A 24,007-nucleotide genomic window follows, 5' to 3' on the forward strand; every position below is an offset into this window, starting at 1 on the left:
ACCGGATGGAAGGTCCAGGCTGTGCTCTGTGTCGAGCCGTTGGGCGACGACGGCTACACGATAAGCATCCCGGCCTAAGGCCAATCTTTCACCTGAAACTAAGGCGGCGTCGTTTGGCAACGAGCGCTGTCGGGCACGAAACCCAAGTCGTGGGAAGTCGCCATCGAAGTCGGGGCGACTTTCGGACTGCAAGTCATCACAAGTCGTATTTTGAGTCTTTGCGAGTTGTCTGACAGTCGTTTGCAAGTCGCGTAAAATAATCAATCCACATAGTTGACAACCTGTGGATATATTTGCTTGCAATGTGGTGCATCGCGCTGAGACGCGCTGAACACAGGAAGCAAGACATGCGTGGAAGACTTGGGCGCCGCCTGTTCGGCGCGATGATGACGTGCGGCCTGATGATGGCCGGGCCGGCCTTGGCCGGAGGTTCAGGGATGCCTTGGGAAGGGCCGCTCCAGCAGGTGGTCCAGTCCATCACCGGGCCCGTGGTCCAGGCCGCAGCGGTCGTTGCGGTGGTCGTTTTCGGCGCCGGGATCGCGATGAGCGAGAACGGATCCTCGATGCGGCGCGGTCTGGGCATCATGTTCGGCCTTTGCATTGCCTTCGCGGCCTCGACCTTCTTCCTCGACTTCTTCGGCTTCGCCGGCGGTGCGGAGATCGGATGATGGCCGGCTCCCTCCAAGACGGCCGACCGGAGGGCTGGGATCTTCCGGTCGCCCAGGCCCTGACCGAGCCTGTCCTCATGGCCGGGATGCCTCGGGACTACGCCATCGCCATGGGCACGATCGCGGTGGTGCTTGGCCTGGCTCTGCGGATCTGGTGGCTCGGCCTTCTGTGGTGGGCCGTTGCCCACGCGATCGGCTTGTGGGCAGCCAGAGCGGACCGCCGGTTCTTCGATGTGCTTCGGCGCCACCTCGCCCTGCCTGGCCATCTGGACGCGTGAGGGTGGGATGCGCTTTCTCGAAGAACATCGCAGACGCCCGGCGGCTCTGGCCGACCATCTGCCCTGGGCCGCCCTGGTCGCCCAAGGCGTGGTCCTCAACAAGGACGGCTCCTTCACGACCGGCTTCAGGTTCCGGGGGCCAGACCTGGAATCCTCGACCGAGGACGAGCTGATGGCCGTCCGGGCGCGTCTGAACAATGCGCTGAAGCGTCTCGGAACAGGCTGGTGCCTGCATATGGAGGCGCGCCGCCGTGAGGCCGCCCCCTATCCGGAGAGCGCGTTCGACCTGGATGTCGCCTGGCTTCTCGACGAGGAACGTCGGAGCCGCTTCGAGGCTGGCGACCCGGCCTTCGAGACGGATTTTCGCCTGGCCCTGACCTGGCTGCCGCCGGCCGACGAGACGCGGAGAATGGAGCGCTGGCTGTTCGACGGCCTGGCCAAGGGCGGCGCGGACTGGCGCCAGGCCCTGGCGGTCTTCACCCGGGAGGCGGCGACGACGCTCGACCTCCTGTCGGACGCCCTGCCCGAGATCGCTCCGCTCGACGACACCGACCTGCTGACCTGGTTGCACGACTGCGTTTCGCCGAGGAGCTTCCCGGTCGCCGCGCCTGAGTCTCCGATGTATCTGGACGCCTGGCTGGCGGACGCCGACCTCTCGGGCGGGATCGCCCCACGCCTCGGCGACCGCTGGCTTAAGGTCGTGTCGGTGCGCGGCCTGCCGTCGGTGACCCGGCCCGGGCTGCTCGACGCGCTGGGCGCCCTTCCTTTTCCCTACCGCTGGGCGGCGCGCTGGATCGGTCTCGACAAGCCGGAGGCCGAGCGCGAGATCGTCAAGCTGAGGAAGCGCTGGTTCGCCAAACGCAAGGGTGTCGGTGTTCTCCTGCGTGAAGCCATCACCAAGGAGGAGGTGCCGCTCCTCGATACCGACGCGGCCTCCAAGACCGAGGAGTGCGATGGGGCGCTGGCCGCCCTCGGTGCCGAGGCCTGCGCCTTCGGCTATCTGACCCTGACGGTGACCGTGCTTGACGCGACGGAGGCCGGCGCCGCCGCCAAGGCGCGGGCCATCGAGGCCGCGTTGAACGCTCAGGGGCTGCTGGCCCGGATCGAGGACCTCAATGCCGTGGAGGCCTGGCTTGGCTCCCTGCCGGGCGAGCCCTATGCCGACGTCCGCCGACCGCTCGTCTCGACCCTGAATCTGGCCGATCTGCTGCCGGTTTCGGCGGTCTGGGCCGGCCCGTCCGTGGACCTCAATCTGGACGGCCCACCGCTGGCGACGGCCCGGACGACGGGGTCCACACCTTTCCGGCTGGTGCTCCACGTCGGCGATGTCGGCCATGCCATGGTGGTCGGACCAACGGGCTCGGGCAAGAGCGCGCTACTCTCGTTTTTGGCCCTGCAGTGGTTCCGCTACCCGGACGCCCGCGTGGTCTTCTTCGACAAGGGTCGATCGGCGCGGGCGGCGACCCTGGCGGCCGGCGGTTGCTGGCGTGCGCTGGAGCCCGGCGCGCGGTTCTCACTGCAGCCTCTGGCGCGCATCAACCAGGAGATCGAAAGGGCCTGGGCGTCGGAATGGATCGCAGAGACCGTCCGGCTCGCGGGGCTGGAGCCTGTGCCAAGGATCCGTGAAGAGATCTGGGCGGCGCTCGCGGCTCTGGCCGACGCCCCCGTGGCGCAGCGCACCCTGACGGTCTTCTGCGCCCTGGTGCAGGACAAGGCGGTCGCCGCCGCGCTGGAGCCCCTGACACTCAAAGGTCCGCACGGCGCCCTGCTCGACGGAGAGGGCGAGGTGCTGGTTCCGAGTCGGTTCGACACCTTCGAGCTGGAAAGCCTGATGGCCACGCCCTCGGCCGTGGCGCCGGTCCTCTCGGCGCTCTTCCATCATCTCGAAGGCAGCTTCGACGGTCGACCCACACTGCTGGTGCTCGACGAGGCTTGGCTCTTCCTCGGCGAGACCGCCTTTGCCGCCAAGATCAGGGAATGGCTCAAGACGCTGCGCAAGAAGCGGGTCGCCGTCGTGTTCGCGACCCAGAGCCTGGACGACGTCGCCGCCTCGCCGATCGCGACCAGTCTCATCGAGAGCTGCCCGACTCAGGTCTTCCTCCCCAACCCCCGCGCGCTCGAACCGTCTTCGGCGCGCCTCTATCAGGGGTTCGGCCTGAACCGCCGCCAGCTCGAGTTGATCGCCTTCGCCACGCCCAAACGGGCCTACTACTGGCGCCAGCCGCGCGGCCGACGCCTGTTCGATCTGCGCCTGACCGGCGTGGCCCTCGCCCTGTGCGGGGCCAGCGCGCCGGAAGACCAGACCCTGATCGACGACATCCTCGCAGCCTCCGGAGAGGCCGGATTCGCGCGGGAATTTCTCACAGCCAAGGGAGTGCACAATGTTGATGCTGTTTTCGACGCCTTCGCCCGACCGCTCGCGGCCGAATAGGCCGGTCCAGATCGTGGCCGCTGGCCTCGTCGCCGTCAGCCTACTGGCGACTGCGACGCCCGTCCCTGCACAACAGGTCGTCTTCGACCCTCGAAACCATATCGAAAACGCCCTGCAGGCCGCGCGGCAACTGGAGAGCCTGGCCAATGAGGCCAAGAGCCTTGCGGCCTCGCCCTACAGCCACCTGACCGGCAACAGCCAGTCGTTGCGCGACATGGCCGAACTGGCCCGCACGGCGCGCGGGATCGCCAGTTCGGTCAGCGGCCTGGAACAGCAGTTCCAGAGCCTCTATCCCGATGACCTGTCCGGCTCAGACATGCTGCGGCTTCTGGAACAGGGTCAGGCCCGGACCGCCAACGCCCGGCGCACGGCCGAGGATGTGGCCCGCACGGCGGCCGAGCTCGAACGTCTTGGACAGGGCCGCAATCAGCGGCTGACGGGCGCCCTCTCGGCTAGCGAAGCCGCTTCAGGCCAGACCGCCGCGATCCAGTCCTCCAACCAGATGCTGGCTGTCCTCGCCGAGGATCTGGCGGCGTTGCGCACCATCATGCTGGCCCAGTCCCGGCTTCTGGCCGAGGCGACGGCGCGCGACGCCGCAACCCAGGCCTCGGGGGACGAGGCCCGTCGCCGTCGCTGGGCGGGCTCGGCCGGAACGCCCGCCGCACCGACTTTCGATCCCCTGTCGCACGCGCGGGACTGAGGAGCGGAGCGATGTCGGTCGGAGTGGAAACCCCCAATGAGCTGATGGTGGTGTTCTCCAACACCATCTCGGCCGGGTTCGACGCCCTGCAGGGCGCGGTCAACGGCGTCTTCGGGCTCCTGATCGTCCTGGTTGTCGCCCTGACCGGGATCCAGTGGGCGATGTCGTCCAATCGCGAAGTCCTGGCCTCCGGCTTTGGAAAGGTGCTGCTGATCGGGGCCTTCGCCTGGCTGATCAACGACTGGCAACAGCTGTCCGAGACGATCTACGCCGGCTTCATTGAACTGGGGCTGACGGCCGGCGGCGGATCGCTCAGCCGCGCCGACTTCCTCAATCCCGGAGCCATCCTGGCTCAGGGCTGGGAGATCGTGAAGGCGCTGGGCGAGACCCCCGCGCCCGTCAACAATCCGCTCGACGTGGTCGGCAACATGGCAGACGCCCTGATCCTGGGCCTGGCCATGATCGGCATCATGCTGGCCTTCGCCGTGCTGGCGCTGCAGATCATCGTGGCCCTGCTCGAGTTCAAGATCGTCACCCTGGGCGGATTCATCCTTTTGCCCTTCGGCATCTGGAACAAGTCCGCTTTCCTGGCGGAGCGGCCCTTGGGATACGTCGTGTCGTCGGGCCTCAAGGTGCTCGCCCTGGCCATCGTCATCTCCGGGGCCAGGACCGTCTTCGACCAGCTCCAGCCCTCGGCCAATCCCGACATCTACGAGGCGTTGAGCATCCTCGTCGCCTCGATCCTTCTGGCCATGCTGGCGATGTTCATCCCCAATCTGGCCTCGGCCCTGGTGACGGGCGGGCCGGCCCTCGGCGCCGGGGCCGCCATCACGGCCGGAATCGCCGTCGGCGGCAGCGCCGCCCTGGCCGGAGCCGGGATCGCGGGTGCGGGCACAGCGGTCGCAGGCGGCGCGGCGAAGATGTCTGGCCCGGCACGGGCCGCGGCCGGGGCAGGGGCGGGCCGGTCTCCGACCCCGCCGATGTCGCCTCCGCCATCGACGCCTCCCAAACCCTCCAATGACAATCCGTCGCCGTCCGGTCCGCGCCGACCGTCCGGCGGGGCGATGTCTGCCGCGCCCTCGTCTTCCCCTGGCGGCGTGTCTGAGCCCGCCGTGGCTTGGCAGCCTCGCAAGGCATCGGGTTCGGCTTCGGGCGAAGCCACAGGATCCGGCGGCGCGGCCAACGATGGCGGCGGGGCGCGTCCGGGCCGGCCGGCGGAAAAGATCGCGGCGGAGGCCCAGGCCGCCCGGTCCGATTTCCATCGGGCGGCCGCAGGATCGACCGGGTCCGGCGGATCGAGACGGCCTGCGCGCGCCCAGGCCCTGCAAGCCTTCTTCGTCGCCAACGCCGGGCGCGGCCTCATGCCCGCCGGTGAGACCAGCGGCGTCCTGTCTCCCAATCTGAGAACCGAGGAGTCCTGACCATGCACCCCTTCTTTCGTCCCAAACGCGCCCTCGCCTCGGCGCCCGAGACGACCCCCTATCAGCGCGCCGGCCAGATCTGGGACGACCGGATGGGGCTGTCCCTGGCCCATGCCCGGAACTGGCGCCGTATCGCGGTGGCCAATCTCGTCCTCGCCGGTTTCCTCGGCGCGGGCTGGTGGGTGCAGGCCGACCGGGCCATCGTCAAACCCTTCGTGGTCGAGGTCTCCGATCTCGGACAGACCCAGAGGATCACGGCGATCGGCGGCCGCTACGAACCGACCGAGGCCCAGATCGGCCACGCGCTGGCCGGCTGGGTGCGCGATGTCCGCTCCAAGTCGATCGACCCGATCGTGATCCGGCAGAACTGGCTCCGGGCCTACGATCTGATGACGCCCAAGGCGGCGAGCTTCCTCAACGCCTGGGCCCAGACGCACGACCCCTTCGCCGAGGTCGGGCGCGAGGCCGTCAACGTCGAGGTGCTCAACGTCGTGCGGCGCACCGAGCGTACCTACGATCTGCAATGGCGCGAGACTCGCTTCGTCAACGGCCAGCAGGCCGGCGTCGAGCGCTGGCGCGCCCTGATCACCACAACGACCCAGCCGCCCCGCACCGAGGCCGAGCTGATGAAGAATCCCCTTGGACTGAAAATCGAGGACGTATCATGGACCCCCGACGCTTCCTGATCCTGGCCGGCCTGGGCCTCACCCTGTCCGGCTGCGCCGTATTCGGCCGAACGGCCATGCCGCCGACGGTTGCGCCCCTGCCTGTCGTCACGGCCGAGGCTGCCGTCATCGCCGAAGCCAGGGCCTTGCCGCAATCGACGGTGCCGGTCGATGACGGGCTGGTCGCCGACGCGACCCCGGCGCCCGCCGTTCCCGTCGGCACGCCTTATGAAGCGCAGCCGTCGGCCGTGGCGCCAGCGATGGGGATGACCGGCCGACGGGCTATCGTCGCCGCCAATCTGGACGCCCGGGCCGCCTCGCGCTCTGACGCGTTTGTCGGCGGAGTCCAGATGTTCGCCTGGTCTCCGGGTCGGGTGTTCGAAATCTGGACGGCGCCTCTGCGGGTCACCATCCTGACCCTGGGGGCCGGCGAGACCCTCATCTCCAAGGCGGCGGGGGACACCATCCGTTGGCAGATCGGGGAGACCTCGTCCGGGGAGGGCGCAGGTCAGCGAACCCACGTCCTGCTCAAGCCGCTGCAACGAGGACTTGAGACCAACCTGGTCCTGACCACCAACCGGCGGGTCTATTTCATCGACCTGAAGAGCGGTGACGCCTCAGGGTTCAATGCCGCGATCGCGTGGGACACCGAGGCGATGGATCCCCCGACCAGGGCGCCGATCGTCGAGGCCGCAGAGATCCGCGTGTCGGACCCGGTGGCGATGCCGGAGGGGCCGATCGACGCCCGTTACCGGATAGAGCCGCAGGGGCGCCGTGCACGGTGGACACCGGCCTCGGTCTTCAACGACGGGCAGCGCACCTTCATCGCCTTCGACCCCGATCTTCAGATCGACGAGGCGCCGGCCCTCTTCGTGATCGCCGCCGACGGCGAGAGCCAGATGGTCAACTACCGCCAGGCCGGAGGTCTGTTCATCGTCGATCGCGTCTTCGATCGCGCCGAGCTCAGGCTCGGTGATCGACGCCCCCAGATCGTTCGTATCCGCCGTCTCCAGGGAGCCGCCCGATGACCTCGGTCCAGGATACCCCCCACGATTCCGACGACATCGCTTCTTCGGCAGGGTCCGGCGTCGGCCCTGAGGTCAGACCCGAGCTGGCCAGCGCGGCCAAGGCGCCGCCGCCTGGCCTGTCAATGCGGGCTCCGCGTCCGCCGGTCACCCGGCTGCGCAAGTCGGTCGTCCAGACGATCGTGATCGGCGGCGTGATCCTCGTCTCCGGCTCCCTGGCCTGGGCCTTCGTCGTCCAGCCGGAACTGCGCGACAGCGCCCGGCTCCGCGCCGTCGAGGGCCGGGAAGAGCAGGCCCGGGGCTCCGTTCGACCCTCCGAAGCGGTCACCGACCAGCCCGCGACCTATGACCGGCTGCCCGAGCCGCGCAATGCGGTCGCGCCCGAGACGGCTGAGCCTGGTGTCCCACCGCCGCCGCCCGTGCCGGCCCGGTATAGCGCCGGTTATGCGCCATCGCGGACGACCCGCGCGACCGGGCCAAGTCCGGGCGAACAGGCGGCACGATCGGGCTTGTTCTTCGAGGGGTCGTCAACCGGGGCTGGTCCTGCCGCGCATGCCGGGGCGGGTCCAGCGACGGCCGGCGCTCGTGCGGACGCTGCGGACGTCGGCGCCACCTATAATGGCCACACCCTGACGGCGCCGCTGTCGCCCTATGAGCTGAAGGCGGGCGCGATCATTCCTGCGGTTCTGTTGACCGGGGTGGATACCGCGCGCGCCGGGCCGGTCGTCGCGACGGTCTCGCAGAACGTCTACGACACCGTCAGCGGCCGCCATCTCGTCCTGCCCCAGGGGACCCGGCTTATCGGCCGTCATGAGGGCGAAAGCGCCTACGGCGACCGACGCGCCTTCCTGACCTGGGACCGGCTGATCCTGCCCAACGGCAAGAGCCTGGTGCTCACCGGCGAGCCCGGCGTTGACGCGCAAGGCGCGGTCGGGGTTCGGGGCCAGGTCGACCGGCGGCTATTCCCCCTCCTGATCGGAACCCTGTTCGCTGGCGCGATCACCACCCTCGGTCAGATCGCGCGCGACGGCGATGACGAGGGTTCAGGCGGCCTGCTCGGCGATGCCGGTGACGCTGCCGCCATCGAGGGCTCCCAGGTCGGGGGGCGGCTCGTGGACCGGGAGCTGGACGTCCGGCCGTCGATCCGTCTGCGTGCCGGCGCTCCGGTCCGCGTGATGATCACCCGCGACCTGATCCTGGAGCCTTACCAGCCATGACCTGGACCCCTCTCGATACCGGAAACCGCTGGGCCGTGCTCGGCGTCACTGTCTTCTTCCTCACCCTGGGCTCCCTGATCGCCGACCACACGCCAGCCCTGGCTTTGGTCAACGAGAGCCCCAGCGTCCCGCGTGGCCTCTATCTGCGACAGCCTGGCGGCGCGGTGGACAGGGGCGCGATGGTCGCTCTGCCCCAGCCGCCGATGGCCCGGCGCTATCTGGGCGCGCTCGGGATGCCGGGGGAAGTGCTTCTGATCAAACGGGTCGCCGCCGTCGGCGGCGATCCCGTCTGCCGGCAGGGAGCTGCGGTTCGAATGCCTGGCCGCATGGCCCCGGTTCTGGATCGTGATCGTCGTGGCACGGCTCTGCCCGCCTGGACTGGGTGCCGCCGGCTCGCGCCGGACGAGCTCTTCCTGCTCGGCGACACGCCGGGAAGTTTCGACAGTCGTTATTTTGGACCCGTCCGGACCCAAGACCTGGAGGGGGTGTTTCGGGAGACCCTGACATGGTGAGACCCTTTTTGGCCACTCTGGCCTTGGCGCTTGCAGCGGGCAACGCATCCGCCCAAACGGTCGACTGGCGCGACGCCGGCGGCGATCTGTTCGGCCGTCCCGCCGCGCAGCCTGTGTCGGACGTGGCCGGCGTCGATGACCTCACGCCCCGACTTCCGCCCCTTTCCCAGCCGTTCATGGACGCGATCGCGGTAGCCGCCGAGCGCCACGGCATCGACCCCAAGATGCTTCATGCCCTGGTGATCGTGGAATCCGCATACCGGGTCGATGCCGTGTCTCCGGTCGGGGCCGGCGGCCTGACGCAGTTGATGCCGGGAACGGCGGCGGATCTCGCGGTCAGAGACCGTTTCGATCCGGTCGAGAACCTCAACGGCGGGGCGGACTATCTGGCCCGGCAGCTGCTCCGCTTCGGCGACGTCCGGCTGGCGTTCGCGGCATATAACTCGGGGCCGGATCGTGTCGCCCGGCTCGGGCGCATACCGAACATAGCGGAGACGCAAGCCTATGTCGCCGCGGCCGTTGACTGCTACCTGGCTCTTTCGGCCGGGAGGGGCGCCCGCAATTCCCGGGAGTGCCGGGCGCCGGAGACTGATCGATGATCCCCGCGACGGAACCGGTGGTGGGGGTGACTGACGCCGCCGATGAGGATCTGCTGACCCGCAAGGAAGCGTCCGCCTTCCTTGTCCAGTTCGGCATCCGCATGAAGCCCGAGACCCTCGCCCGGCTGTGGTCCACCGGAGGCAACGGCCCTCCCTGTCTCCACGTTCGGCACAGGCCCTACTATCCGCGCGGCGTGCTGCGCGCCTGGGCCTTGAACCAGGTCAGCGACCTTCGCGCGTCTGCCCCGCCCGCGGCCAGGGGGCGGCGTCATGGCTGAGGCGGGATTGGAAGGGTTCAGAACGGAGTGGGCGCCCAGCGTGGCGGACCTGCTGATCGACCCGGCGGTCAGCTTCGCCCTGAAGGACGTTCTTCGCACCTGGGAGGTTCGAGATCCGGTCGATGCGGCGCGGGACGCTCGCTTGCTCGCCGAGGTTCTGGAGCGCCGGGCGGACGAGGCGGTGTCATGGACAGTGTGAGCGAGCCGCCTCCGTTCGACGATTTGGAAGACCGGATTCTCCCCTGGTCGCAGGTGAAGGTGATCTGCGGTCTGAGCCGGACAACGGTCTGGCGCATGCAGAAGACCGGAGATTTCCCGGCCTGCGTCCAGGTCTCGCAAAACCGGGTCGGATGGTGGCAGAGCGAGCTTCTGGCGTGGCGACGGGCGAGGACACCGAGGCGTCTGCCGGAGCCCCGGGCCATAGTGGCAGCGCCTGAGCCGGTTAAACAGCCAGTCAGGAGAACCCTGGAAGAGCCTCGTCAATCACCGGCGCCTGAGGCTGCGACAGGCTCGGATCAGCCCGTCAGGAGCCGTCGGAAACGGAAATCTGGTGTTCCGGAGAACCAGGCTGCGTTCGACTTCGGAGGCTAGCGGGCGGACCGGGTCGATTGGACCCGCTTGAAACGGACGCGGTCGGCGCCGGCGATCAGGAAGGCGTCGAAGCCGGCGTCGCCCCAGGCCTTGCGTTGAACGTGGGTTGTTGCCGGGTCGGTCGTGTTCGCCCACCACTGCGGCAGGCTCGCGCTCTTGGGCAGCATATAACCGATCTTGCGCTCCATTTCGGCGAAGGAGAGCTCGAGTTCATCGGTCTTCTGCTTGCGAAGATAGTCCCGAAGCGGATCATACTTGCCCATCGACCCACAAAACCGGACAGCGGCGTCATTGCCAAGGGACAGACGCGAATGAAAACCTACGCGGAGGCCCTGGAGCCTGACGCCCGATACCGGATCGTGATGACGGACGACCCGGTCGACGGCCTGCGCCCGTTGAGCTTCCGCGACCACTACGACATGGTCGCCGATCTGGAGCTACCTGCGGGCGCGCCGGACGTCGTGGTCAGGATCTACGCGCGCGCGTTGAACGCCTTGATCTATGGCTGGCTCGACTATGAACTGATGGTGGTCGCCGCCGGCCAGGCCCTGGCCAGTCTCGAGTTCGCGCTGAAGACCCGACTGGGCGCTGACGCCAAGAAGATGCCCGGCCTCGCAAGGCGCCTGGGCTATGCGGTTGATCGGAACATTCTGTCGCCACCGCAGAAAAGTCAGTGGGGCGACGATCACTAGTTGCTCGTCCATATTCGCAACGAAATCGCCCACGGGAGCGAGCACGTCTATCCGCCGAACCTGGCAGCGATCATATTCGATCGCTGTCGGGCCCTGATCTGTGAGCTCAACGACCTTCCGGCGCCGAACCTCAGACAGCGATGACGGCGTCGTCCTTCAGGGCCTGGTGAGACCGATATGGACAAGTTCGAGCTTCTGAGCACGTTCTGCGAAAACGCGATTTCGCGGCCGGAAGCGAGCAGGCCGGTCGTCATCCCTTGGGGCGACCAGTCTCGGTTGCTCTGGCCGGAGGCGCAGTATTTCGCTCCTTGGCGCGACGTCGCCTATGCACCGGCATCGGAGCCCGCAGCCGACGCGGCGATCCAGGATCGCGTGCGCCTCAAGCGCTGGAAACGGGTTTCGCCGGAGGCCGGCCGGGTGTTGGGCTCTCGCCTGACGCAGGCGCTTTCAGTGATCCAGGTCAATGAAATCGCTGGCGAGCGTGCAGGAACGACCTTTCCTTCGGGACTGGATGACAAGGCGCTGACCGAGGCCCTGTTGATCTACTGGTGCTACGCGATGGAGCTGCCCTTGGCGGAGTCAGGCGGCGCGCCGGCCGGACGCGCTTGACGACGCCTGACCCGCGAGCTTCGGAATTGGAAATCCCAGAGTTGAAGGCGAGCGGACGTCCGAATCTGGCGCACACTCGAGGCAGTTCGTCCTGAACATCCGGATTCCTCGATGGCCGCATCCTTCTCTCTCGTCATGCCCGACCTCAGAGCGGTTTCCGACGAGGACCTTGAGTCCCTGCTGCCCCAGGCAGACGGCGCCTGGAGCCGGCAAACCAAGGCCCTGATGCTCAGCCTGGGCGCGCAAAAGCTCAATCTGAACAGCAACTGGGCCGAGGTCCGGCGTGACTGGGTCTGTAAGGCCTGTCAGCGCCGCAAGCCCGAGATCGCGCGGGTCAGCGATAACGGTGTCCTTCTGTGCCAGCTGGAATGGCATCACGACCACCTGCGCGATCACGCCAAAAAGATGGTTGGCTCGTTGGTGAACACCGAGGACCGGACCCCGGAAGCCCGGGACCTTCGGCGCGGCGTCGACGCCTGCAAGGACCTCACCATGCGGTTCTTCACCACCCTGATCTGCAACGACTGCAATACGGCCGAGGGGAAGGCCAAGGGCCGGCTCGGCGACCTGATCCCCAGCTATTTCAGCTTCTCGCCCCGCGAGATCATGCGCTTCATCCAGGTGAAGCCCAACCGGATGCATGGGATCGACGATGAGGCGGTCCGTGACGTCTGGAACGAGGTCGAGAGCGACGTCGCGGACCGGCTCGCCTTTCTCGACATCCTTGCGGGGCGTCTGAAAGCGGGAGGTCATCGCATCCAGGGCAATCCACCGCAGTTCTGGAGCCCACACGTCCTGACGTCGATCGTGCCCCGCCTCGCATCGCAGCAGGGCCACGACGCAGAAAGCCTTTATCGGATACCCGGCATCGTTTCGGAGCGCTCGGTTCGTCACGACGGCTTTGGAATTTCGCCCCGTCTCAAGCGGACCGGCTCGCGAAGACCGAGCCTCGAAGACCTCGCGGCCTTCAGGACCTCCCAAGGCGTCGAGACACCCTGGCGGCGGGTCGTCCCGGACTGGCGGTGCGAGGTCTGCCGGCGCGATCGGAGCGAGGCGCTCCGACTTTCGGGAAAGGGCAAATGGACGGGACGCCTGCATCGTCACATGGTTTTCACGGCCGAGCGCGATCCCCAGGCCTTGTTCTGGCGCGTCGGGGACGAGAGCTGGATGGGGGCGTTCCGATCCTATCGGGTCGTGTACATCTGTCAGGACTGCCGCCAGGTCGTGACGGACCTGCGATCGATCGACGCCTCGTATTCGGAGAATGCGCTGAGCGTCTCCGATCTTCGTGATCTCGTGACCGATATCGCGCCCAACCGAAAACACGACGTCGACCTCCCGGCTGCGCGAGCGCGCGCAGATGAGAACTCTGAGTATCTGGGGCTGATCGACGACTACAACCGGCATCGGTCCCAGAGCATCAGCCTGACCATCGAACTGACCACCCTGACGGGGGAGTTCCGGATGGGCCAGGAGGAGGCGCTCATCGAACTGACGCCGCTCGCCTGGGCGCCCCGCTTTTCTGACGATCAACTCCGGGAACGACTCGACTGGCTGCTCCTGGAGGGGCGTCGGCTCAGGCGCGAAGACCTCGAACGTGATGCGGACCTTCTTCCAATGGAGCCCCGAGCCTGACGTTAGCGGATTGGAGGCGCGGACCGGTGCCTGAAACGCCGCCACGACAACAATAATAACATTAGATTGAATGGTAACATTGCCAGTGTTATCGTGCAGTCCAATGTTATCGAACGTGACATCTTTTGGAACCCTGGGCCGTCTTTTCGACGATGCGGCGGCCTACGTCACGCAGCTGTTCGACATCCGATTGACGTTCGAAGACGCCGACGTTGGTCTCCTGCCGTTCTTCCTGACGGATCGCTATCGTCTCGCCGAAACGAGCCTATTCGGACGAAAGCTGCTCATTCTCGCTACGCCCGGCCAGGACGCGGAAACGCCGGCGACGATCGCCAAACATATCCAGACCGCCCGCTCGACATCGGACGCGTTCGTGGTTGTCTTCCTGACCGACGCCCTGAGCTCGGCCAACCGCCAGCGTCTTATCCAGCAGGGCGTCAACTTCATCGTTCCCGGCAATCAGCTGTTCCTGCCCGAGCTCGGCGCCGATCTGCGCGAGTATTTCCGGTCCGAGGTCCGGCCGGCCGTGGAACAGTTGACGCCGGCCGCCCAGGTCGTGGTCCTGGCCTCGTTGCTTCGTGAGGACCTCGATGGCCAGACGCCCAAGTCCCTGGCCGAGCGGTTTCAATATTCCGCCATGAGCACCGGGCGGGTGGTTGATGAACTGCAGCGGCACGGCATTCTCAGCATCGATGTTCGCGGCCGGGAGCGTCGCATCGCTTTCAAGCAGGAGGGCGACGACCTCTGGCGGGCAGTCCGTGATTTGCTTCAGTCGCCCGTCCGCGCCCGTCGCCTGGTCAGGCCGTTTCCCGAGGTCCGTGCGTTGCCGCTGGCCGGGGAATCCGCTTTGTCGGATTACACCCTCCTCGGTCCTCCCGTTCATGAAACCCGGGCGGTCTCCGCACGTCAGTGGAAGGGGCTGGTCTACCAGCACGACCTTCAGCCGGCCGACGATCGGGACCCGGAAGCCATCCGCATCGAAACCTGGTCCTACGATCCCCGTCTGCTTTGCCATCATGGTCCGGTCGTGGATCGCCTCTCCCTGTATCTCAGCCTGGAGGACCGTCACGACGAACGCCTCGATCAGGCCGTCGACACCCTCATGGAGCCCTTCGGATGGTCGTAGGCATTGATGTGTTCAAGGCGGCCTTCGTTGGATTTGAAGATCAGTACACATTGATCGGCGGCGCGGCGGCCGAAATCCATATGACCGGCGCCGGTCTGCCGTTCCGACCGACCAAGGACCTCGACCTGGTCCTCTGTCTCGAGGCCCTGAAGCCGGAGTTCGTCCGATCCTTCTGGGCCTTCATCGACGTCGGCGGCTACCAGACCCGCGAACGCAGCGACGGTGCGAGGGATTTCTTCCGGTTCACCCATCCCTCCGACAAGATCTATCCGGCGATGATCGAGCTGTTCTCGCGGTTGCCCGATGTCATCACTGTGCCGGAGGGCGCGCGCCTCACGCCCATACCGCTGGACGGGACGGTCGAGAGCCTGTCAGCCATGCTGCTCGACGACGCCTATTACGCCTTGCTCAAGGACGGAACGACAGAGATGGACGGCGTCCCTGTCATCGACATCCAGACCCTCATTCCCTTCAAGGCGTTCGCCTACAACAACCTGGCGCGCGACCGGGCGGACGGCCAGCAGGTCGATAGCCGAAATGTCACCAAGCATCGCAACGATGTGTTCAAGCTCCTTCAGCTGTTGGGGCCGACGATGACCCTGGCGCTCCCGGACGGGATCGCCGCCGATCTGCGGGCCTTTGTCGAAGCGGTCGAGGCGGACAAAACCTTTGATCCGAAGGCGCTGAAACTCACGCCGCCTGACGCGGTGCGACTCGTCGCGCGGCTCAAGGCCGTCTACAACCTCTAGCGAGATCGCGACGGCGAAGCGTGCGACGGATCAACAAACAGCGCGGCGGAACAAAACAGGAAGAGTATTGGAAATCACGCTATGGTTCCCGAGTTATTCCATCATCCGTGACCTCGCCATCGCCTCAAACGGACTCCGGACCCGGCCGTCGCCTCGTCTTTATCAGCCATGCCAATCCGGAGGAGAACGATTTCGTCCGATGGCTCGGCGTTCAACTCGCCAGCGCAGGCTATGAAGTCTGGTCGGATGTCACCAAGCTGATCGGCGGGGAGCTGTTCTGGGACGACATCGAAGAGGCCATTCGCCATCACACGGCGAAATTCATCCTCGTCGTTTCCGCCGCCGCCTTGAACAAGGAGGGCGTGAAAGACGAAATCCACCTCGCCGTCACGGTGGAGCGCAGCGACAAGATCGCCAATTTCCTCCTGCCGGTCAGGGTCGACGATGTCCCCTTTTCCGACTTCAAAGCCAATATCGCCCGCAAGAACGTCATCGACTTCAAGGCCGGATGGGCTCCCGCCCTGGCGAGAGTCTTTCAGGTCCTTGAGCGTGACGGCGTGCCGAAGGGCGCAATCGCTCCGGCTGACGTCGCAGCCTGGTGCCTCCGACGGTCCGACGCCGATCAAATGCCCCGGATCGAGCCCGAGCAGCTCTATTCGAACTGGCTCCCAATTGCCGCGATGCCTCCCCAAGTGTCCCTCTTCTCGCTCGGCGTCGCCGAGACGGCGGTCTCGAGCGTCATGTCCGAGACCCGTCTCCCCTGGTTCAAATACTTCAGGCTGGTGGGGACGTTCGGCACGGAAGTGGACCTGAAGCTCGCGCTGCCGGAACAGGTCATCGAGCGTCGCTACACCTTGCCGCTGGAAGACATGTTGGCCGGGATGCCGGCGGCGATGCCCGGCGTCAAACGCGCGGACGCCCGGCGCATGGTCGTCAATCTCCTGCGGCAATCCTGGAACAACGCCATGGCGGCCAAGGGATTGTCCGCGTTCGAGATGGCCGACAACTCGGTCGCATGGTTCTTCACCAAGGACCTGATCGAAAAGGACACCGCCTATTTTGTCGATCACACCGGCAAACGCAGGCGCAAGGCCATGGTGGGCCGTAGTCAGAAACGCGGGGTTTATTGGCACCTCGGCTTCATCGCCAAGCCCGTCATGACGGACACGCCCCATTTCGTCATGAAGGCGGCCATCATCTTCTCGCACGACGGCAAGACGCCGCTCGACAGCGTGGAGAAGATGCACAAGCTCCGGCGCGGTTTTTGCCGAAACTGGTGGAACGGACAATGGCGCGACCTGATGCTGGCCTACGTGGCTTGGATCGGTGACGAGGACGGCCATCTGAAGCTGCCGATGGGCGATTTCGCAGAGGTGGTCGTGGATGCGCGGCCAGTCCTGTTTGAATCGCCGGTCTCTTGCGCCGATCCCGCCGTGAAATCCCGGGCCGTGGTCCCGGACGATGAGGACGAAACGCCTCCGGAGGCGCCGGTGGAACCGGACGAGGCCTTCGAGATCGCGGGCCTCGCGGAGTCCGCAGATGACTGATCCGATCCAGGGCCTGCAGATCCTGACGGAGCCGCTACTCCAGTTCGGACACGGCCAGATGCTGCCCGACCCTAAGGATGGTCTGTTCCTTTTCGGCCCCATGATCGACGAGGCCAAACCCGCTGAAATGAGAGTCGGCGTCATCGGCACGGACGAAGGGATCGCGCGGTACAAGAAGTGGGTGGCTCAGATCACGGGATATATCCCGGCCGCAAAGGCGGAGCAGCATCACCTGGCGTTTCCGGGCTTCGAAGCAGCCTTCAAGACCAAATGGCCCGCCAACCCCGTCGCGACCATCTCGATTTCAGCGGCGGCCTTGTCGAGCACAGTCCGGATCCCGGACGGCCACGAACGCGTGTACAAGACCGTCGATCTCTTCGACCAGGCCATTCGCAAGTTCCTCCGCGAGGAGGACAGCGTTCCGGCGGTCTGGTTTGTCGTGATACCGGACGACGTCCACCGTTTCTGTCGGCCGAAGTCGATCGTCCCCTTGCCCGAACGGACCAGGACCAGCCAGAGGTTCTCTGCTCGTACGGCGAGGAACTTTGTGCAGGCGCCGTCGATGTTCGCAGAGGACAACGCCGCCGCCGAGCCCTACCGGTACGAGGTCGATTTCCACAACCAGCTCAAGGCGCGGCTGCTCGATCAGAAGGTGGTTCTTCAGATCGTCCGGGAATCAACGATCGATCCGGAGGGCGTCAATGCGCTCGGCGGCAAGCCGCGGATGCTCCAGGATCCCGCCAACATCGCCTGGAACCTGTCGACGACCGCCTTCTTCAAGGCCGGGGGGCGCCCCTGGGCGTTAGCGGGTGTCAGAGAGGACGTCTGCTACATCGGTCTCGTCTTCAAGAAGACCGATACCGCCGGATCGCCAGGGAACGCCTGCTGCGGCGCCCAGATGTTTCTCGGATCCGGAGACGGCGTCGTGTTCAAGGGCGCCGTGGGGCCCTGGTATTCCCTGACGACGTCCGAGTTTCACCTCGATGAGGCGAAGGCGAAGGAGATCGCCGGCCTGGTGGTCGAGGCCTACATCGCCAAGCACGGCCGCCCACCCAAGGAGCTCTTCATTCACGCCAAGCAGCATTTCAACGAGGCTGAATGGCGGGGCTTTTCCAGCGCCGTGGGACCTGACACACGGCTCGTCGGCGTACGGATTCAGACGACGCGCGAGATCAAACTCTTCCGTCAGGGACGGAGCCCTGTCCTGCGCGGAACGGCTCTGACGGTCAGCCCGCGCAAGGGCTATTTGTGGACCATCGGCTTCGTGCCCGATCTCCAGACCTATCCCGGGCGCGAAGCGCCCAACCCGCTGTCCATCGAAGTGACCAAGGGCGACGCGGATCTGACCCAGGTCATGCAAGACGTCCTCGGTCTCACCAAGTTGAACTTCAATGCCTGCATCTACGGAGATGGTACGCCGGTGACCTTGAGGTTTGCAGACGACGTCGGCGAAATCCTGACCGCCGCGCCAATCGCCAACCTCCCGCCCTTGCCCTTTAAGCACTACATCTGAACCCTGCGCACAGCCGCAGCTCTGGCCTCGCACGTGGGGTGGGAGCAAGCCCTTGACGGAAACACCCACTTCGTGGAAGTTAAAACTTCCAGAGAGTGAGAGTTTACATGGGGCGCCCTTCGAGATCGACACAGGACTTACTGACCTCGCGCGAAGTGGCGTTGGCGGCGGATATTACGCCGCGCAATTTCGCGCTGCTCCACGATCAGGGACTCGCGCCCAGAGCGCGGGACAGCGTTTCGGGCAAGGCGGGCGCGCGGGTCTACGACGGCGTCGGGCTGGCGCACGCCGCGCTGATCGGAGCGCTCCACCTCAGCGGTCTCGAGCTCCTGGTCGCCGGCCGGCTGGCCGCCGCCTTCGCGGACCAGTTCGACTTGAGCTACGGCAAGCTCCCCTCAAACCTTGGGGCCTATATCCACGCGCCGCTCAATCCGCAGTCGGGCTACAGGCCGTGGGACGACGAGCCGGGCGAAGCACCGATCGATACGGATCAGGACTACTGGCTCCATGAAAGGCTCCGGAACCGGTCGGGCCTGTATCAGCCTGCGACGGCGCTGACCGGCGATTTCATCATCGACATCGCAGACCACAGTTTCGTCACCACGGAGAACAAGGGGCGGGAAACGATCAAGGTCTTCTCGCCCGTCTCCGGCGGACTGCCCGCGAGCCCCGACTTCCGCATCGTCGGCCGGGGCTCGACCGCGCAGATCGTCGCGGTTCACGAGGAACTCGACAGTCTCGACGTCTTCAGCGATGCGCGGGCCGCCGACCAGTTACGCCGCCTTGAACGAGACTATCTCGATGGCCGCGACAATGCGGTGACGCGCCTGCGCATCAATCTCTCCCTGGCGATCCGCAACGCGTTCGATCGCCTCCAGGATCAGCGGGCCAGCATCACCATGGGCTGATCGCGCCCGACGCCCAGATGTCTTTCGCTGCGCCAGGCATCTCACATCATGGCATCACTGATTCTTGGTCGCCAGCTTCACCCAAACGCCTGCGGGCCTCTTGCAAGGCGTGGCCCATGACTTGCCACCGCGCCATGGGGCCGCGCAGATGAATGCCGTCCTTGCCGAGGTCGAGCATGACCCCGATCGAGAGCTGCATCTCCCTTCGCCCCGTTGAGGTTTCGAACGTGAGCATCGTTTCCGCATGCGAGCTGCTTGGGGTCGTGTCCTCGAACCGTAGGATGCGGAAATCCGTCAGCTTAAGCCCGCGCGCGTCGCGACGGGCTTCGTAGAAGCCGCTCGCGAGACGATACTGGAGGTAGCCGGGGTCTCCGGGCAGGCTCGCCGCCAACGCCTTCATGGAGATCGGCCGGCGTTTGCCCAGCAGCGCGGCATGAGCCGCTTCTCTTTGCACCGACGCGGAATGGAGCTCGGCGTTTCCTGGGTAGGCCGCCCGGAGCTGTTCCCGATCGACCGCGTGCTTGTGGTGATCGATGTCCAGCTCCTCGAGCGCCTTCTCCGGATTGGTCGCCAGAAGACTGAGCCAGAACCCGGCTTCGTGAATGGGGCGCACCGCTCCCACGGCCTCTATCGTCATGGCGCGCTCGGCAAGCATGATGCTCGCTGTGTAGGCGTTCAGCGCACGGCCGTAGACGCGGACGGCGGTCGGCGCCGCCGCATTTGCAGGCCCGCCGTCGCCGGCGTCCTGATGATCCTGGAATAGGCTCACGGCATACCGGTTCAGCTCGCGCGCGAGCTCGAACCAGTCACGGTAGTTGTCGATGTAGATATGTCGCCAAGTTTCGACCTGTGGCGACAGCAGGCCTTCATCGGCCAGCGCCTCGCGAGGGTCTGCCTCTTCCTGCTCGACCATGGTTCCGGTCCGTTCGTTCCAGCTTCGCGAACCTAACCCAAGGCATAGGCGATCCGCATGAGAGAGCGCGATGTCCGATGGCGGCCGTCAGGCAGATGACCCCGACAACCCCAATGGCGAGGACGGACGACGAGCGTCTCCCCGTTTGCTAGGGGATGGTGAAGGATGGAGTTGCGCCAGACCATGCCGTTTGGCTCGTCCTCTCAGTTGGCGGCGGCCTATGCGAGAAATGGGATGGGCACCTTGTCCAACGGTTGACCGAAAATGAGTGTTCTGACGCCTTCAGCACGCGAGCTAGAGTCTTGGACTCCATCGCGCGACTAGGTCGTCTTCCTCTTCGTCCTCGTCGTCTGTCGGACCGTCGGCCACCAGGAGCATGGTCACCGCGTACCCGTTCGCCTGCCGCAGAACCTGTTCAAGAACACGTGGCGCCGGACGACCCCAATCATGCTGAAGCCAGATCGTCCCATCCATCTCGATCCAGTCAGATGGCGCTGAAACGCCAGTGTTCGGCTTAACCTTGGTGGCGCAATCTGACGGCAGGCGACTTTTCCATTCAACGGCCAGCCGCGGGAAGTTCACGTGTGAACGGGCGTAACGGACCACTCCACCGTAGGAAAAGACGATGGCGCACGGTGTCGAGGTCAGCTCGACGAACCGGTTCGCAGCCGCTTCCAGGCTGACATCATAGGATCTCGCCAGCTTTCTGACATGACCGACGTCCGGAAGGCCAAGTTGGTCCGCGTCGCGTTCGAACCAAGGCTTCGGCATGAGGATGCCCGCGGCGAAACGGTTGGCTTCGGCTTCGCGCCGTTGCGCGGGTGTCGCGAATCCACGCTCGCTGAGGTGCGCCTGCGTGCACTTCTGATTCCCAACGTGGGTGGGGATCAGAAAGTGACCGAGCTCATGGCCGATGGTGAACCGTCGACGGCCGCCTGGCACGCCCGGCCTGCACAGAATGATGCCCTGGCTCTTGTCCAGGTCGGTCAGCAAGGCTCCTTCGAAAGAGGTCGTGTCCAAATCCCTGATCTCGAGGATGTTCACGGCCGCCGCGAGCGCCTCGATCGGAACGGGCGGCGTCCAGTCAGGGTGATGCCTCAGGATGGTCTGGATCAGCCGCTCGGGAGAGCCGCAGTCCGCCAAATCCATGAGGAGCTCGCTCACGGCTTCTTCAGGGCCTCAGCCATGGCGCGAACGGCCGCCCAGGCCTTATCGTCCAGCTTACCGTCAAACTCTCGATAGAACTGAAGGGCAGGTGCCTTGTCCGCAGGTTCGCTCTCATCAGACAGGAACGCCACAGTCACCTTGTAATAGTCCGCCAGCCCCCTGAGCAGGTCCAGGCTCGGGTTGGTGCTGTCGCCGCGTTCAAGCTGCCAGATGTGAGCCTTGGACACGCCGACGCCGTCAGCGACCTGCTGGAGTGATTGCCCGCGTCTGACCCGCAGGTCCTTGAGCTTGGTGGCCAAAGACATTCGGTCCCTCGGAAACGCCGTACAGATAAATCATACGCGCCGGAAGACGGTGTTGACAAGCGTATCGTCGTAAACTATATCATACGAGGCGTTCATCGAGAGCGAGAAAGGAGGTGAAGGAAATGGGCAAGAACCAACATGTCGTCCCCCACGCCAATGGCTGGGCCGTTCGTGGTGCGGGCAATGCGCGCGCAACCACGGTGCATCAGACACAGGCTGAAGCGATCTCTCAGGCACGAGGAATCGCTCAAAACCAGCAGAGCGAACTGCTGATCCACGGTCGCAACGGTCAGATCCGCGAGCGTGACAGCTTCGGAAACGACCCCTACCCGCCGAAAGGCTGAACCTCGAAAGGCCGCGTCATCCATGACGCGGCCTTTCGTTCATCAGGAGTACTCCCAATGCGCTTCGAAGGCGCCATCGTTCGCGAACAAGGCATCGTCTTCGCCATCGTCGTGGTGAAGCGGCACATCCTCGACAACAACGCGGAGGCCACCCGGGTGGCGCACAGCTTCCAGCCCGCCTTTCCCGGTCTGCCCGTGGTGCTGATGGCGCAGAACCACCGGGGCGCGGCGACCTATTTCGGCCGGCCCGACATCGCGCGTTTCCTGTCCCGCGTCCCCGTCAGCGCCATTCCCTGGCGCGAATACACTCTGAACTGAGGTCCCCATGATGAAGCTCCGTAGAATCCGCCCGCCACGGCCGCCCAAGCCCGTCGATCGTGTGCAGAACATGCGAACGATCCGGCCCTTGGGGAAAACCAAATGGGTCCGCGCCCATTGGCGCTGGGACTACGATCGTCACGCCTGGGAGTGGGTGCTCGGACATTGGTCGAAGTAGGGGCGCGGGCCCAGCATCCGACGCGTCGCCGCAGGAGCCGAATACCGCCCCGCCAATGGAGAAGCCGAAATGGACGGCCATAACTTCGAGAGGCTCAGGGCTCACATCCTGCCTCTGTCGCTATCGCAGGACTTCGACGTTGCGAGGCGAGAGTGGGGGCTTGTCGCGGTGGAGATCAGCGACGAGTGGGACCACTGTCCGTGCGGCCAGGACATCAAGGAACATTGCTACATCCGCAATCGGATGACCGACCGCGAGACCTATGTCGGCAATGTCTGCATTAACCGCTTCATCCAGATCGACACCGGCAACCTGTTCGACGGGTTGAAGCGGATCGCGAAAGATCCCACGGCGAATGCGAACAGCGATCTGATCGAACATGCGATGCGCATGGGATATCTCTACGGCGAGAAGGAATACACCTTCCTCAAAAAGACAGTACGCAAGCGTATCCTGTCGGAGAAGCAACTGGCCTGGAAGGTCAAGATCAACCGACGCATCATCGCTCAAACCGTCGTTGTGAAGCGTACAGTCCGATAACTCCCTGTGCGTAATTCCGGTCTTTCGGGCTTAAAGAAACGGCGCACCCCAAGGAGGGTCCCGCACGGCAAATCCTTCAGTCGTGTCGCGTGTTTAGGGGCGTATTGCGATAAGCCCGGTGACCCGCTCCACCTTGCCCAGCCAGTTCGCCGCCTCTGCCCGCCTGTACTCCACCAGTTCCCGGATCGAGGCATAATCGTTCGGAAGGTTGCGGGCGAAGATCGGCTCATGATGGGCGATCCGGTTCCGGAACTTCCGAATCCTCTCAAGGTCGAGGAATATCTGCGCGCGCGCTTGCGCCACGGTCAGACCCGCAGGGATTCCAGGAAGGACGGTGCGCAGATGCGCGTCCCAGATCCGGCTGTCCTGCCCCTGAGTGAACACCTTTTCCCAGAACGCGAAATTGAGCTCTGAGACGACCTTGCCCACGGTTGGCTGACGCCCGGCGACCGTCCGAAGATTGCGCTGGGGATCGTAGTCTGTCTGCCGCCTAGGAACGGGGAGGCTCCTGATGAAACCGTTCACCCAAGGCCAGTTGGCGCCATGTACCGCCTCGATGGCGTCCCCCGCCGCGTTGCGGATGGCCACCTCGCACAGGTGAAGCGGCACCATAAAGGCTGCGGAGACTTCCATATTCCAAGCGTAAAGTTCCAACGCCTGGTCGACATGCCCCTGCTTGGCCTGCAGATAGGTCGCAAAACGGGGTGCCGATATGACGTCCGGCAGATCAGTTATTTCCTGCGGCGTGAAAGGCATTACGCTAACGTAGGCGGCAATGATCGGGGTTGTCGACGGAGTGACGGACTTTCACTTTCGAGTTGACACTTTCGCTCTAAAACCCCATCTGTTCGCCACTGGCTTTGAGACACGCGGGCGAAAGCCTCCCCTCATCGTCGATGGAATACGGAAAGCCCGCCAGAGATGGCGGGCTTTTTGTTGATCGACGTGGCTTGGCGTGTGGTTCCGGTGAGGGCACCCAGAAAAGCTGGTCGGGTGGAGGTCGTCCACGCCATCACGTCACAGGCCAATGGCTCAGGATCACCCCTTGTCGAGCCTGGCAAGGGCGGCCAGAACGGGC

The 24,007-nt window shown here is 65.3% G+C and carries 29 protein-coding genes; 24 read left to right on the plus strand and 5 right to left on the minus strand.

Translation table 11 applies throughout. The annotated features are described in order from the left end of the window. The first annotated feature begins 347 nt into the window (after positions 1 to 347). Genes ACW172_RS09110 through ACW172_RS09170 form a run of 13 tightly spaced genes read left to right on the plus strand, consistent with a single transcriptional unit; the run spans position 348 to position 10,385 of the window. Complete coding sequence (locus ACW172_RS09110) at positions 348 to 668, plus strand: TrbC/VirB2 family type IV secretion system protein (protein ID WP_164952685.1); 321 nt, start codon at positions 348 to 350, stop codon at positions 666 to 668. Continuing rightward, positions 668 to 946 (plus strand): VirB3 family type IV secretion system protein, encoded by a 279-nt coding sequence (locus ACW172_RS09115; RefSeq protein ID WP_035306146.1) that lies wholly within the window; start codon positions 668 to 670, stop codon positions 944 to 946. Before ACW172_RS09110 ends, ACW172_RS09115 begins: the two co-directional genes overlap by 1 nt. Positions 947 to 953: 7 nt before the next feature. Further along, positions 954 to 3,377 carry a conjugal transfer protein TrbE gene (gene trbE, locus ACW172_RS09120; RefSeq protein ID WP_183197714.1) on the plus strand — a complete coding sequence of 808 codons (2,424 nt, stop codon included), beginning with the start codon at positions 954 to 956 and terminating at the stop codon, positions 3,375 to 3,377. Beyond that, a complete protein-coding gene (locus ACW172_RS09125; protein ID WP_183197715.1) occupies positions 3,328 to 4,077 on the plus strand; it encodes a TrbJ/VirB5 family protein in 750 nt (249 codons plus the stop codon). The genes trbE and ACW172_RS09125 overlap by 50 nt, the downstream gene beginning before the upstream one ends. An 11-nt stretch (positions 4,078 to 4,088) precedes the next feature. Beyond that, a complete protein-coding gene (gene trbL / locus ACW172_RS09130; protein WP_183197716.1) occupies positions 4,089 to 5,498 on the plus strand; it encodes a P-type conjugative transfer protein TrbL in 1,410 nt (469 codons plus the stop codon). Positions 5,499 to 5,500: 2 nt separating this feature from the next. After that, complete coding sequence (gene trbF / locus ACW172_RS09135; protein ID WP_183197717.1) at positions 5,501 to 6,184, plus strand: conjugal transfer protein TrbF; 684 nt, start codon at positions 5,501 to 5,503, stop codon at positions 6,182 to 6,184. After that, positions 6,163 to 7,191, plus strand: coding sequence for a TrbG/VirB9 family P-type conjugative transfer protein (locus tag ACW172_RS09140; RefSeq protein WP_246331810.1), 1,029 nt, complete (start codon positions 6,163 to 6,165; stop codon positions 7,189 to 7,191). The genes trbF and ACW172_RS09140 overlap by 22 nt, the downstream gene beginning before the upstream one ends. Then, entirely contained in the window at positions 7,188 to 8,405 is a 1,218-nt protein-coding gene (locus ACW172_RS09145) for a TraB/TrbI/VirB10 family type IV secretion system protein (RefSeq protein ID WP_183197718.1), read from the plus strand. Before ACW172_RS09140 ends, ACW172_RS09145 begins: the two co-directional genes overlap by 4 nt. Beyond that, positions 8,402 to 8,917 (plus strand): S26 family signal peptidase, encoded by a 516-nt coding sequence (locus ACW172_RS09150; RefSeq protein WP_183197720.1) that lies wholly within the window; start codon positions 8,402 to 8,404, stop codon positions 8,915 to 8,917. Before ACW172_RS09145 ends, ACW172_RS09150 begins: the two co-directional genes overlap by 4 nt. An 8-nt stretch (positions 8,918 to 8,925) precedes the next feature. Next, complete coding sequence (locus tag ACW172_RS09155; RefSeq protein WP_492034759.1) at positions 8,926 to 9,516, plus strand: lytic transglycosylase domain-containing protein; 591 nt, start codon at positions 8,926 to 8,928, stop codon at positions 9,514 to 9,516. Then, complete coding sequence (locus tag ACW172_RS09160; protein ID WP_183197724.1) at positions 9,513 to 9,794, plus strand: hypothetical protein; 282 nt, start codon at positions 9,513 to 9,515, stop codon at positions 9,792 to 9,794. The genes ACW172_RS09155 and ACW172_RS09160 overlap by 4 nt, the downstream gene beginning before the upstream one ends. Beyond that, positions 9,787 to 9,993: a hypothetical protein gene (locus tag ACW172_RS09165; RefSeq protein ID WP_106489357.1), complete on the plus strand. Its 207-nt coding sequence runs from the start codon at positions 9,787 to 9,789 to the stop codon at positions 9,991 to 9,993. Before ACW172_RS09160 ends, ACW172_RS09165 begins: the two co-directional genes overlap by 8 nt. After that, positions 9,981 to 10,385, plus strand: a complete 405-nt coding sequence (locus ACW172_RS09170; RefSeq protein WP_291537356.1) for a helix-turn-helix transcriptional regulator — start codon at positions 9,981 to 9,983, stop codon at positions 10,383 to 10,385. The genes ACW172_RS09165 and ACW172_RS09170 overlap by 13 nt, the downstream gene beginning before the upstream one ends. Here the strand turns inward: ACW172_RS09170 and ACW172_RS09175 are convergent. Further along, positions 10,382 to 10,648 carry a DUF7662 domain-containing protein gene (locus tag ACW172_RS09175; RefSeq protein ID WP_183197728.1) on the minus strand — a complete coding sequence of 89 codons (267 nt, stop codon included), beginning with the start codon at positions 10,646 to 10,648 and terminating at the stop codon, positions 10,382 to 10,384. The genes ACW172_RS09170 and ACW172_RS09175 overlap by 4 nt on opposite strands. A 48-nt stretch (positions 10,649 to 10,696) precedes the next feature. Between ACW172_RS09175 and ACW172_RS09180 the strand changes: the two genes are divergently transcribed. From ACW172_RS09180 to ACW172_RS09215, 8 genes are all read left to right on the plus strand, one after another. Next, positions 10,697 to 11,077, plus strand: coding sequence for a hypothetical protein (locus tag ACW172_RS09180; RefSeq protein ID WP_183197729.1), 381 nt, complete (start codon positions 10,697 to 10,699; stop codon positions 11,075 to 11,077). A 177-nt stretch (positions 11,078 to 11,254) separates the two neighbouring features. Further along, positions 11,255 to 11,686, plus strand: coding sequence for a hypothetical protein (locus tag ACW172_RS09185; RefSeq protein ID WP_183197731.1), 432 nt, complete (start codon positions 11,255 to 11,257; stop codon positions 11,684 to 11,686). Positions 11,687 to 11,797: 111 nt separating this feature from the next. After that, positions 11,798 to 13,321 (plus strand): hypothetical protein, encoded by a 1,524-nt coding sequence (locus tag ACW172_RS09190; protein WP_492034760.1) that lies wholly within the window; start codon positions 11,798 to 11,800, stop codon positions 13,319 to 13,321. A 115-nt stretch (positions 13,322 to 13,436) separates the two neighbouring features. Further along, positions 13,437 to 14,447, plus strand: a complete 1,011-nt coding sequence (locus ACW172_RS09195; RefSeq protein ID WP_492034761.1) for a hypothetical protein — start codon at positions 13,437 to 13,439, stop codon at positions 14,445 to 14,447. Then, entirely contained in the window at positions 14,438 to 15,196 is a 759-nt protein-coding gene (locus ACW172_RS09200) for a hypothetical protein (RefSeq protein ID WP_492034762.1), read from the plus strand. Before ACW172_RS09195 ends, ACW172_RS09200 begins: the two co-directional genes overlap by 10 nt. A gap of 20 nt (positions 15,197 to 15,216) precedes the next feature. Beyond that, the gene (locus ACW172_RS09205) at positions 15,217 to 16,743 is read left to right on the plus strand and encodes a TIR domain-containing protein (protein WP_183197739.1); all 1,527 of its coding nucleotides are present in this window, start codon (positions 15,217 to 15,219) and stop codon (positions 16,741 to 16,743) included. Next, the gene (locus ACW172_RS09210; RefSeq protein WP_287928173.1) at positions 16,736 to 18,256 is read left to right on the plus strand and encodes an argonaute/piwi family protein; all 1,521 of its coding nucleotides are present in this window, start codon (positions 16,736 to 16,738) and stop codon (positions 18,254 to 18,256) included. Before ACW172_RS09205 ends, ACW172_RS09210 begins: the two co-directional genes overlap by 8 nt. A gap of 107 nt (positions 18,257 to 18,363) precedes the next feature. After that, positions 18,364 to 19,164: a hypothetical protein gene (locus ACW172_RS09215; RefSeq protein WP_287928172.1), complete on the plus strand. Its 801-nt coding sequence runs from the start codon at positions 18,364 to 18,366 to the stop codon at positions 19,162 to 19,164. Between the two features lie 46 nt (positions 19,165 to 19,210). Here ACW172_RS09215 and ACW172_RS09220 read toward each other — a convergent pair whose 3' ends face one another. From ACW172_RS09220 to ACW172_RS09230, 3 genes are all read right to left on the minus strand, one after another. After that, complete coding sequence (locus ACW172_RS09220; protein ID WP_314527351.1) at positions 19,211 to 20,077, minus strand: hypothetical protein; 867 nt, start codon at positions 20,075 to 20,077, stop codon at positions 19,211 to 19,213. A gap of 294 nt (positions 20,078 to 20,371) precedes the next feature. After that, entirely contained in the window at positions 20,372 to 21,241 is an 870-nt protein-coding gene (locus tag ACW172_RS09225; protein ID WP_287928169.1) for an ImmA/IrrE family metallo-endopeptidase, read from the minus strand. Then, positions 21,238 to 21,549, minus strand: a complete 312-nt coding sequence (locus ACW172_RS09230; protein ID WP_314527349.1) for a helix-turn-helix domain-containing protein — start codon at positions 21,547 to 21,549, stop codon at positions 21,238 to 21,240. Before ACW172_RS09230 ends, ACW172_RS09225 begins: the two co-directional genes overlap by 4 nt. Positions 21,550 to 21,671: 122 nt before the next feature. Between ACW172_RS09230 and ACW172_RS09235 the strand changes: the two genes are divergently transcribed. From ACW172_RS09235 to ACW172_RS09245, 3 genes are all read left to right on the plus strand, one after another. Continuing rightward, positions 21,672 to 21,893, plus strand: coding sequence for a DUF2188 domain-containing protein (locus tag ACW172_RS09235; RefSeq protein WP_183197751.1), 222 nt, complete (start codon positions 21,672 to 21,674; stop codon positions 21,891 to 21,893). A gap of 57 nt (positions 21,894 to 21,950) precedes the next feature. After that, positions 21,951 to 22,211 (plus strand): hypothetical protein, encoded by a 261-nt coding sequence (locus ACW172_RS09240; RefSeq protein WP_183197753.1) that lies wholly within the window; start codon positions 21,951 to 21,953, stop codon positions 22,209 to 22,211. 247 nt (positions 22,212 to 22,458) lie between these two features. After that, positions 22,459 to 22,929, plus strand: a complete 471-nt coding sequence (locus ACW172_RS09245; protein WP_287928168.1) for a hypothetical protein — start codon at positions 22,459 to 22,461, stop codon at positions 22,927 to 22,929. A 93-nt stretch (positions 22,930 to 23,022) separates the two neighbouring features. On the opposite strand, the gene ACW172_RS09250 is transcribed toward ACW172_RS09245, so the two are convergent. Next, complete coding sequence (locus ACW172_RS09250) at positions 23,023 to 23,685, minus strand: hypothetical protein (protein WP_221205270.1); 663 nt, start codon at positions 23,683 to 23,685, stop codon at positions 23,023 to 23,025. Between the last annotated feature and the right edge of the window lie 322 nt (positions 23,686 to 24,007).

This window comes from Brevundimonas sp. ALps5, from assembly GCF_058681645.1.

Coding starts and splice junctions, on each gene's coding strand:
- trbL (WP_183197716.1), top strand. CDS start 4,089: ATGTCGGTCGGAGTGGAAACCCCCAATGAGCTGATGGTGGTGTTCTCC.
- ACW172_RS09115 (WP_035306146.1), top strand. CDS start 668: ATGGCCGGCTCCCTCCAAGACGGCCGACCGGAGGGCTGGGATCTTCCG.
- ACW172_RS09230 (WP_314527349.1), bottom strand. CDS start 21,549: ATGTCTTTGGCCACCAAGCTCAAGGACCTGCGGGTCAGACGCGGGCAA.
- ACW172_RS09165 (WP_106489357.1), top strand. CDS start 9,787: ATGGCTGAGGCGGGATTGGAAGGGTTCAGAACGGAGTGGGCGCCCAGC.
- ACW172_RS09185 (WP_183197731.1), top strand. CDS start 11,255: ATGGACAAGTTCGAGCTTCTGAGCACGTTCTGCGAAAACGCGATTTCG.
- ACW172_RS09220 (WP_314527351.1), bottom strand. CDS start 20,077: ATGGTCGAGCAGGAAGAGGCAGACCCTCGCGAGGCGCTGGCCGATGAA.
- ACW172_RS09190 (WP_492034760.1), top strand. CDS start 11,798: ATGGCCGCATCCTTCTCTCTCGTCATGCCCGACCTCAGAGCGGTTTCC.
- ACW172_RS09110 (WP_164952685.1), top strand. CDS start 348: ATGCGTGGAAGACTTGGGCGCCGCCTGTTCGGCGCGATGATGACGTGC.
- ACW172_RS09180 (WP_183197729.1), top strand. CDS start 10,697: ATGAAAACCTACGCGGAGGCCCTGGAGCCTGACGCCCGATACCGGATC.
- ACW172_RS09210 (WP_287928173.1), top strand. CDS start 16,736: ATGACTGATCCGATCCAGGGCCTGCAGATCCTGACGGAGCCGCTACTC.
- ACW172_RS09200 (WP_492034762.1), top strand. CDS start 14,438: ATGGTCGTAGGCATTGATGTGTTCAAGGCGGCCTTCGTTGGATTTGAA.
- trbF (WP_183197717.1), top strand. CDS start 5,501: ATGCACCCCTTCTTTCGTCCCAAACGCGCCCTCGCCTCGGCGCCCGAG.
- ACW172_RS09145 (WP_183197718.1), top strand. CDS start 7,188: ATGACCTCGGTCCAGGATACCCCCCACGATTCCGACGACATCGCTTCT.
- ACW172_RS09140 (WP_246331810.1), top strand. CDS start 6,163: ATGGACCCCCGACGCTTCCTGATCCTGGCCGGCCTGGGCCTCACCCTG.
- ACW172_RS09235 (WP_183197751.1), top strand. CDS start 21,672: ATGGGCAAGAACCAACATGTCGTCCCCCACGCCAATGGCTGGGCCGTT.
- ACW172_RS09170 (WP_291537356.1), top strand. CDS start 9,981: ATGGACAGTGTGAGCGAGCCGCCTCCGTTCGACGATTTGGAAGACCGG.
- ACW172_RS09240 (WP_183197753.1), top strand. CDS start 21,951: ATGCGCTTCGAAGGCGCCATCGTTCGCGAACAAGGCATCGTCTTCGCC.
- ACW172_RS09215 (WP_287928172.1), top strand. CDS start 18,364: ATGGGGCGCCCTTCGAGATCGACACAGGACTTACTGACCTCGCGCGAA.
- ACW172_RS09250 (WP_221205270.1), bottom strand. CDS start 23,685: ATGCCTTTCACGCCGCAGGAAATAACTGATCTGCCGGACGTCATATCG.
- ACW172_RS09150 (WP_183197720.1), top strand. CDS start 8,402: ATGACCTGGACCCCTCTCGATACCGGAAACCGCTGGGCCGTGCTCGGC.
- trbE (WP_183197714.1), top strand. CDS start 954: ATGCGCTTTCTCGAAGAACATCGCAGACGCCCGGCGGCTCTGGCCGAC.
- ACW172_RS09175 (WP_183197728.1), bottom strand. CDS start 10,648: ATGGGCAAGTATGATCCGCTTCGGGACTATCTTCGCAAGCAGAAGACC.
- ACW172_RS09125 (WP_183197715.1), top strand. CDS start 3,328: ATGTTGATGCTGTTTTCGACGCCTTCGCCCGACCGCTCGCGGCCGAAT.
- ACW172_RS09245 (WP_287928168.1), top strand. CDS start 22,459: ATGGACGGCCATAACTTCGAGAGGCTCAGGGCTCACATCCTGCCTCTG.
- ACW172_RS09160 (WP_183197724.1), top strand. CDS start 9,513: ATGATCCCCGCGACGGAACCGGTGGTGGGGGTGACTGACGCCGCCGAT.